The sequence below is a fragment of the Methylobacterium sp. E-046 genome (assembly GCF_022829625.1).
Lineage (GTDB): Bacteria > Pseudomonadota > Alphaproteobacteria > Rhizobiales > Beijerinckiaceae > Methylobacterium > Methylobacterium longum.
This window is the reverse complement of record NZ_JAKSYP010000243.1, coordinates 133,326-141,023: the sequence shown is the minus strand read 5'-3', so window position 1 is coordinate 141,023 and position 7,698 is coordinate 133,326. Positions and strand designations below refer to the sequence as shown.

Below are 7,698 nucleotides of genomic sequence, written 5' to 3'. Positions count from 1 at the left end.
CGCAGATCCCGCGCGGTCGGTCATCCGCGCTGGATCTGCGTCCCTGGGAGATGCCGCCGGGCGGGTCATTTGATCCGCGCGACGGCTCAGCATCACGGAGAGCGGCCTAGCCATGACTGAGACGGACAAGCCTTCGGGCGTGAGCGTGGTGCCTCCGAAAACACCGGTCCGGACCGTCACCGTGCCGGACCCGACGGCCGGCCGCACGGCTGCGGGACGGGACGTGGGCAAGGACGCCGAGAGCGAGCCCGACGACCCCGACGAGGCGGCCAACGATGGCTTGGCGGGATCCCCCTGGCCCGCTCCTTCGCGCTCCTGGCCCCTCTAGCAACCCTCGCCTGCCTTCCTGCTGCGGTTGGTGCCCAGACCCCGTCGGGGCCGCCGCGAAAGCCTGCGGAAGGCACCACGCCCGCGGGCGAGGAGGCCGCATCCGCGGTCGACCCGGCAGTGCTCGATCGCTGCCGGCAGCGCGCGGACAGCCAGAAGCTCAAGGAAGGGCCGGAGCGGAAGGCTTTCATGGGGACCTGCGTCACGCCCGAGGATTGAAGGGCGGCTTCGCTCGGCCTCTCCTGCCGCGCGTAGGAACCCACGCCCGGCGTGCTCTCTGAAGACGTTCGCCCGCCGGATCGAGCGAGGCACCGGCTGTATCCCAGGCGCTGCACCGACCGGAGCATCGGGCCCTGCTGCATCTGATCGGTCCGCTCGTGGATGTGCCGCGGTACGCGGATCGACCCTGAGCATCGGCGCCCCGCGCTTCTCGCCGGGATCAGACAGAGAGGGCGGGCCCTCCCGGAACTACCGCAGGTCGCCCGGCTGCGGGCAACGCTGCGGCGACGCGCGCACGCGGAGCCATCAGTTGCTGAGCCACCCTTCGAGATTGTGCGGCCCACCGCGGCGCACAGGCTTGGCATGCTTCGTCGTTTCAGCAGCCTGGGACGATCTCACCTCAGCATTGAACTGCCCTCTCGGTCGCTCCGGCGGCAGCGGCGGATGTAAGATCGGGCCCACACCTTCCCTCTCGTCCTTCATGCGAGAAGCGTCCTCGTTCATCGCCGACGAAGTGGACGGCAGCGGGCTCGTGCGCACCGGCCCGGTCGGTAGAGCGGCCTCGGTGGGCTGGTCAGATCCATGCGGCCGGGGTCCCTGGGCCGGCGCCCTCACGTCTGCGGGTTGGCCCAGAGCCCGTTGAGGGCGTGCGGGTTCCACGGCCGCCGAACCATGCGACGGTCCGGAAGAGCCTTGCTGGCCACAGTTGCTGACCACCGCCTCGTAGGATTTCCCCTCGATAGTGGCCGAGATGATGCAGCGGGCGGGGTGGTAAACCAGTTTGTACTGGAAAATGCCCCTGTCGTCCGACTCCGTGCGGAACTGCTGATCGAGCACCACGGGCATGTTCGGGCGCTCAGTTATCCCGACGACGTAGAGCCGACCCGTGGCGAGGGCTGCCAACGTGATGTCGGAGGCTGCGGAGGCGGGGCCGTAGGCGGACAGCGTGGCTGCGTGTGCTGCCCCTACAATCGCGAGAAGGCGAAGCAATGGACCATCCCTGAAGCGTCGAACTCAGCACAGGACTTAGACGGCCGGAGCTTGCCGACAGTTCCGACGGCGCAGCCGAACATTTAACGCCAAGCTGTCCGTCCCGGATGCTCGGCGCTACTCCCGGGAAGCCTTCGGTTCCGGCTTGGCGGCTCGCGTCAGGCTCTGGATCGCTCGCGGCGGACGGCCCGCCTTCCGGGCGATCTCCGCCTCTTGCTGCTCGATAAGCGGACGGGCCGACTCGTCGCCGTCCAGACCGCCCAGGATCTCCATCGGCACGCGCCGGTTCGAGGCACGGCTGCCCTCCTCGAAGACGACGTCGAACAGGACGAAGCCTCGGTCCTGGGGCAATTGCCTCACGCGCTTGGCCATGCAGATCTGATACCGCCGCCAGCGTGGCCCTGCGCGATCAGCAGCCGCCACAGATCGGCTTGGCGTCCTTCTGACCCTCCTTCACCAACCGGTCCATCGTCGCCTCACGGTCGTAGGATTGCGGATCGGCATCCCGCCGGGCCCGAACCTTGGCAGGCTTCGAGACGCTGGCGGTGCTGATGGGATCTGTCGCTCCGTTGGCGCTCGCGGTGTGCGATGCGAATGAGGGCGGCTGGGCAAGCTCGGAGGGATGCAAAGCCTCCCAGGCGCTGCGCTGCCGTTGGGAGGTGGTCAGTTCGTCCGACGGGTTCACGCCTGTGCCTGTTGCGCCCAAGCCAGCCGTCAGGACTTGCCCTGGCACTACGACAGGGGGCAGCGGTGAGTCCGAAACGGCCGGCGGCTGCAGGGCGCTGTAGGCGCGTGGGGCGTCTGTGAGCGACAGGCACCCGCCTAGCATCAGCCCAAGCCCGCCCAGCACCGCGATCCGTACAATGACCATGTCGCCTCCGTAGTGGCCCTTCCGATACCGCGGACAACGGTCGAACAGGGTCAGTGGATCGGTTCCGAGGTCAAACTACGCACGCATTCGGGCGACGCAACCCTGCGGCGATCGCGCCACCGCGTCCAGCTTCTTCCCGGCACGACAGCCCGTGCCCGGCACGACTGCGCCTTCCCGGCAAGCAAGAGGCTGCTGAAAATCCCGGGGGCCGCGGCCCCCGCTTCCGCCCGAGCGCCTCCCGCGGGGTCCTGAGCGATCTGTGGCGATCGAGCGCCGCCGTCGGCTGATCCGCTTCGGTGCCGACCTCAGCCGTTATTCGGCGCACATATGATCCGTGCCGGGTAAGTCGCCTTCCCAGAACACGAGCGCACCCCCGCAAGCTTCCATCAGCACGCGCAGGGTCTCGATGCAGATATCCACCTCCGCAAGCGTCAGCAGCCCGCCACGCCGGTGAATCGAACCAGAGGCCGATACTGCCACCACTGCGAACCGACCGTCGGGGCAGTCAACGATGCTATAGGCCACGGGTCTTGCCATCACCTCGCTCACACTGGCCGCCAGACGCCACCCGCAACGCGCGGCCCATCGCAAGCGATCCCGCTTATGGCGAAGGTTAGCTGTTCACTGTACAGACAGGTTGCCGGGCACACTAAGCCCTGAGACCGTTGATGCGAGGAGGTGCTCGCGTCAGCTACGCAGTGCGACACAGCGCCGACCGCCTGCCTCGATGCAGCCGCAAGCTTGTCCGCGCCATTGTCACTCAGGACGGCAGAGCGAACCGCTCTGCGAAAGGCTACGCGTTGAAGGACCTGTATGCCGCGGAGGAGCTTCGTTCGGATCACCCGGACCGGCTGGAGAGACCACGATCAGCCGCTCTGCCTCAAGCGGTGCGCGACCATCTCGGCCGTCAATTACAGGCGGCCTACGCGGGGCTGATCACGACCCCGCCGCCCCAGCGCCTGCTCGACCTGATCGCACAGCTCGACGGCATCCTGGCTGGCGAAGACAGCCTCAGCGCGGCCGGCTTTCGTCAGAGCCTGATCGAGATGCTGCCCGGATTGCGGGCGTTCGCGATTTCGCTGACCGCAAACGAGACACGCGCCGACGACCTCGTGCAGGAGACCCTGCTGAAAGCCTGGGCCAAGCAGGAGCAGTTCGTGCCAGGCACCAACCTGAAGGCGTGGCTGTGCACCATACTGCGCAACCAGCTCTACACGGAGATCCGCAAGCGCAAGCGTGAGGTGGAGGATGCGGACGGGGCGATGGCGGCCCAGATGACCGCTCCGGCAGCCCAGGAGCACGGATCCGACCTGCGGACGGTCTGGCAGCATATCGGCCGGCTGCCCGCGCTCCAGCGGGAGGCGTTGCTGCTCGTGGGCGCGCAGGGTCTGACGTATGAGGCGGCGGCCGAGGTGATGGGCTGCGAGGTCGGCACGGTGAAGAGCCGGGTCAGCCGCGCGCGCGCGCTGTTGGCGGACAGGCTCGGAATGGTCAGCGAACGGGCCTTGGCCTAGCTCCGGTCATCACGCCGCCGGCCGAGTTGTTCGGAGCCGGCCACCATGAGCGACGTCAATCACATCTCGGGCTGCCAAGACATGCGGCTCAGGTTGCGCTCGACCGAAGGCCGACCGATGCCCCGTGGACGCGATGGTGAGATGTCGGTGACGACTGCGCCGCCAGCGGTGCCCGACCGGATGACCGGCCCGACATAGCTCGGGCCGCTGCAAGGAGCCGATCTCCCGGGAGGATCAAGCGGCTCGGCGGCGTGTCGCCTCAGCCGTGATCCTGAATTCGGCCTGGATCGGTTTTGGTTGATGAACCGTTTCTGCCGGGCATGCCCTTTGCACCGCGTTGCATCGTTGCCGGTATGTGCATCGCAAGCGGAGAAGCAGCCTGATGCGGGATACTGGCGGGAACGCTGTGCCTTCGGCCGTCGCCGGAGTCACTGAAACAAAGCTCGGACTGGCGTCGTGTTCAACCCCGGCCCGGGCGGCCAAGCGGAGCCTGGACGTCGGCGTGGCGGTGACGGCGCTGTTCGTGCTTCTGCCGCTGCTGCTGCTGATCGCGGTTCTGGTCTGGGCCGGCGACCGGCAGGCGCCGATCTACCGGCACATGCGGCTCGGCCGCGACGGCCGCCGCTTCGGCTGCCTGAAGTTCCGCTCGATGGTCACGGACGGCGAGGCGGTGCTGGCCGCGCACCTGGCGGCCAGCCCGCGGGCGCGGGCGGAATGGGCGGAGACGCACAAGCTCAGCGACGACCCGCGCATCACGCCGATCGGCCACGTTCTGCGCAAGACCTCGCTGGACGAGCTGCCGCAGCTCTGGAACGTGCTGCGCGGCGAGATGAGCCTGGTCGGGCCGCGCCCGATCGTGCCGGCCGAGGTCGCCCGCTACGGCCGCGCCTTCGCCACCTGCTTTGCCGTGCCCCCGGGGGTGACCGGCCTGTGGCAGGTCTCGGGCCGCTCCGACACCACCTACGCCGAGCGCGTCGCCCTCGACCTCGACTACGCCACCCGCTGGAGCCTGCGCCGGGATCTCGCCATCCTCCTGCGCACAATCCCCGCCGTCCTCGCCCAGCGCGGAAGCAAGTAATCCGCCGCGGGACCAACGGTCGGGCGACAGCGTCGCCAGCCTCATCATGCATGGGCGGCACGGCCTCGAGCGGGCGCCCGAACGCGACGAAGCCGGCAGCGTGGGCGGCGAGTACAACGGCGGTCGAGGGGACTCGGCCGCGACGGTTGCGCAGGAATGCTGCCGAAGACCGGCGAGGAGATCTGGATCCCGCTAGTCCACGCGGGCGAGCTCCTGTTTCCCGGGTCGATGGAACGCCGCGATACCAACGAGCGGGGGCGGATCGGCGGGCTGCTCCTCGTCCGCGACTGGGTGGACAAGGCCTCCGGAGGGCCGGCGCCCTGGCTCGTCCGGACCGGCGATCTCACCCACCTGCGCCCTGTCGCCGAGGACATGATCCGGGCGGCCGATCCGACACTCACCCACTCGTTCCGCCCCTGGCGGCACACGGGCATGACCGAGCTCGGAGATGCCGCGCCTACCGACGCGCAGAGCCGCGCCATCAATCGGCACGGAAGCGCTCGAACCCTGCCTCGCTACGTGAGAAAGACCCGACGCCGGATCATCGCGGGCGCGCACGAGCGCCGTCTCACACGAACGGATCGCGCGGATCTGTCGGAATGACCACCGGAAGATATCGCTAGGTCATCGTGACTCTTGGCGACCCCGGTAGGGCTCGAACCTACGACCTGCCGCTTAGAAGGCGGCTGCTCTATCCAGCTGAGCTACGGAGTCTGGGGGTGCCAGAGCCGCAAAAACCACGGGTCCGGGCCTGGGTCAAGCCTTTCCGCCACCACGCGCTTTTCACCTTCACAGAAGGCCGAAACGCCCAACCCTTTGATGGGCAAACAGCATTTCCGGTGGATCGTGAGGGGTTAACCACGTCCAAGCGAGCGAAACCGATGGCCGTCCGAATACCGTCCGAGCTATGAGGTCTCACGAACGGATAACTCGGACGGTTTTCGATGGGCGGCAAGCGCAAGGAAGGACCCCGGCTGCCGGGGGTGACCTACTCGAACGTCGCCTGGCAGCTCGACGTCCCGCCGCCCGTGGTGCCGAAGGACCGTAAGCAGGAACTTACGGTCGCCTTCATCGAGAGCCTGTCCGGCTTGATCCGGGACGTGAAGATCAAGTTCAGCACCGAGTTTTCCGATACGATCCAGCGGGGGTTGCGCGTCAGGATACAGCCGCGTGGGGCGACCTATTTCGCGCGGGTCCAATACCAGGGGCGTGAATTTCGGCTCCGGATCGGGCGTATCGATGCCTGGACCCTCGCTCATGCCCGGACGGTCTGCGCCTCCATCGTGCGCCATGTCTCGACCGGCAACGGCCCCCCGACGGACGAGTGGATCGAGCTTCACCGACAGGCGCTCCTTGCCGCCGACGCACGCAAGAAGGGGCACGGCGATGCGACGGTCCCCTACGTGCCGGAGGTCATGGCGAGGCAGCCCGCCGCGACGACCTGGACCTACGGCGAGGCCCGGGTCGCTTACGTCGAATGGCTCAAGTCAGAGGAGGCGGTGGGGAATCTGGCTCCCGCGACCATCCGAAACTACAGCAAGGTGCTGACATGCCCGGCGCTCCTGCCATTCGATGAGCGCCACGTGGCGCGACTGGAGGCGGCCGACCTCGCCATGGCCGTCGAAGGGCTCGTCAAGGAAGGCAAGCGCAGTCAGGCGAACGACGTCTCGCGGAACATGAAGCGCTTTTTCCGCTGGCTCGCCGAGCCCGCCCAGGAGCGACGCTCCGGGGTCCGCGAGGGCATCATGGACCGCGTCCGCGCCCCCAAGCTCTCGGGCGTGAAGGGGCGGCAGCACTTCCCCTCCCTGGCGGAGGCGGGCCTGATCCTCGCGACTTCCAGGGCATCCGGCGTCCTCAATCCGGCGGTTGCGGCGACCGTGCACCTGGCGGTGTGGACCGGGCAGCGGCGCCTTTCGATCGTCACCGCCGAGGTCGAGCATTTCGAGCCCTGGGACGGTGAGCCGGGATGGGGCCTTTGGCGTTGCTACCACCGGAAGGTCCGACGCACGAACCAGACCGGCAAGCCGCATGTCATCCCGCTTCCCCCGGCATGCTGGAGGGTCGTGACGGCCTACCTGACGTGGCACCGGCTCGAATACGACGGGGCGACGCCCTGGGCATTCCCCAAGCAACGACCTGCAAAGGCCGGGCGGCCCGCGAGGGTGGGCCATCTCGTGGCGGACACGCTCACGCACACCATGACGGCGATCCCGGGCTCGTTGAGTTCGCCGCACGACATGCGTCGCGTGATCTCGTCCTCTGTCCAGGACGTGGCCGGGATCCACATCGCCCTCGTCGGCCACGTCCTGGATCATGCCGACGACGAGGTCGGCGTGAGGAAGACCAACGGCACGACGCGGCGCTATACGGAGGCGGAGATGCTGGCCTTCAAGCGTCCCGTGATGGAAGCGTGGGAGCGACTGCTGGAGCCGGCCGCCGCGGCGGCGGTTTTGCTCCCGCGCGAGGAGCTGAAAGCCGAACTCGTCCGTCGTCGGGCGGAGCAGCGCGGCGTCAATCGTGATGCCAAGCGAGTCCGGTCGAAGGTGGTGAACAGGAAGCCGCAGGAAGGGACGAACAAACGGCGCGCAGGGGTGGCAGGGGCTCCAGGCTGAGGCTGTCCCGACGGACGGCGTGGAGACACGTGGATCTCCTCTCCTCACGAAGGGCACGATGTTGATCCGACGGGTCGATCCGCCGTG

Annotated in this window: 8 protein-coding genes and 1 tRNA gene; 5 read left to right on the top strand and 4 right to left on the bottom strand. The window is 68.0% G+C overall.

Annotated elements, in window-relative coordinates; translation table 11 throughout:
* The first annotated feature begins 112 nt into the window (after positions 1–112).
* A complete protein-coding gene (locus tag MKK82_RS26600) occupies positions 113–328 on the top strand; it encodes a hypothetical protein (protein ID WP_243987316.1) in 216 nt (71 codons plus the stop codon).
* A 1,325-nt stretch (positions 329–1,653) separates the two neighbouring features.
* Here the strand turns inward: MKK82_RS26600 and MKK82_RS26595 are convergent.
* From MKK82_RS26595 to MKK82_RS26585, 3 genes are all read right to left on the bottom strand, one after another.
* On the bottom strand, positions 1,654–1,908 hold the full coding sequence (locus tag MKK82_RS26595) for a hypothetical protein (protein ID WP_238292900.1): 255 nt from the start codon (positions 1,906–1,908) through the stop codon (positions 1,654–1,656).
* A gap of 37 nt (positions 1,909–1,945) precedes the next feature.
* Positions 1,946–2,407, bottom strand: a complete 462-nt coding sequence (locus tag MKK82_RS26590) for a hypothetical protein (protein ID WP_243987315.1) — start codon at positions 2,405–2,407, stop codon at positions 1,946–1,948.
* Positions 2,408–2,719: 312 nt separating this feature from the next.
* Positions 2,720–2,932: a hypothetical protein gene (locus MKK82_RS26585; protein ID WP_243987314.1), complete on the bottom strand. Its 213-nt coding sequence runs from the start codon at positions 2,930–2,932 to the stop codon at positions 2,720–2,722.
* Between the two features lie 362 nt (positions 2,933–3,294).
* Here MKK82_RS26585 and MKK82_RS26580 point away from each other — a divergent pair, with 362 nt between their 5' ends.
* The 3 genes from MKK82_RS26580 to MKK82_RS26570 all read left to right on the top strand — a co-directional run bounded on the left by MKK82_RS26580 (position 3,295) and on the right by MKK82_RS26570 (position 5,602).
* On the top strand, positions 3,295–3,921 hold the full coding sequence (locus tag MKK82_RS26580) for a sigma-70 family RNA polymerase sigma factor (RefSeq protein ID WP_373323401.1): 627 nt from the start codon (positions 3,295–3,297) through the stop codon (positions 3,919–3,921).
* A gap of 382 nt (positions 3,922–4,303) precedes the next feature.
* Positions 4,304–4,999, top strand: a complete 696-nt coding sequence (locus MKK82_RS26575; RefSeq protein WP_409566838.1) for a sugar transferase — start codon at positions 4,304–4,306, stop codon at positions 4,997–4,999.
* 156 nt (positions 5,000–5,155) lie between these two features.
* The gene (locus MKK82_RS26570) at positions 5,156–5,602 is read left to right on the top strand and encodes a hypothetical protein (protein ID WP_238293869.1); all 447 of its coding nucleotides are present in this window, start codon (positions 5,156–5,158) and stop codon (positions 5,600–5,602) included.
* 34 nt (positions 5,603–5,636) lie between these two features.
* Here MKK82_RS26570 and MKK82_RS26565 read toward each other — a convergent pair.
* Positions 5,637–5,713: transfer RNA gene (locus MKK82_RS26565), tRNA-Arg, on the bottom strand.
* Between the two features lie 230 nt (positions 5,714–5,943).
* Here MKK82_RS26565 and MKK82_RS26560 point away from each other — a divergent pair.
* A complete protein-coding gene (locus MKK82_RS26560) occupies positions 5,944–7,611 on the top strand; it encodes an integrase family protein (protein ID WP_058191723.1) in 1,668 nt (555 codons plus the stop codon).
* The last annotated feature ends 87 nt before the right edge of the window (positions 7,612–7,698 follow it).

Coding starts and splice junctions, on each gene's coding strand:
- MKK82_RS26570 (WP_238293869.1), top strand. CDS start 5,156: ATGCTGCCGAAGACCGGCGAGGAGATCTGGATCCCGCTAGTCCACGCG.
- MKK82_RS26590 (WP_243987315.1), bottom strand. CDS start 2,407: ATGGTCATTGTACGGATCGCGGTGCTGGGCGGGCTTGGGCTGATGCTA.
- MKK82_RS26575 (WP_409566838.1), top strand. CDS start 4,304: ATGCGGGATACTGGCGGGAACGCTGTGCCTTCGGCCGTCGCCGGAGTC.
- MKK82_RS26560 (WP_058191723.1), top strand. CDS start 5,944: ATGGGCGGCAAGCGCAAGGAAGGACCCCGGCTGCCGGGGGTGACCTAC.
- MKK82_RS26595 (WP_238292900.1), bottom strand. CDS start 1,908: ATGGCCAAGCGCGTGAGGCAATTGCCCCAGGACCGAGGCTTCGTCCTG.
- MKK82_RS26600 (WP_243987316.1), top strand. CDS start 113: ATGACTGAGACGGACAAGCCTTCGGGCGTGAGCGTGGTGCCTCCGAAA.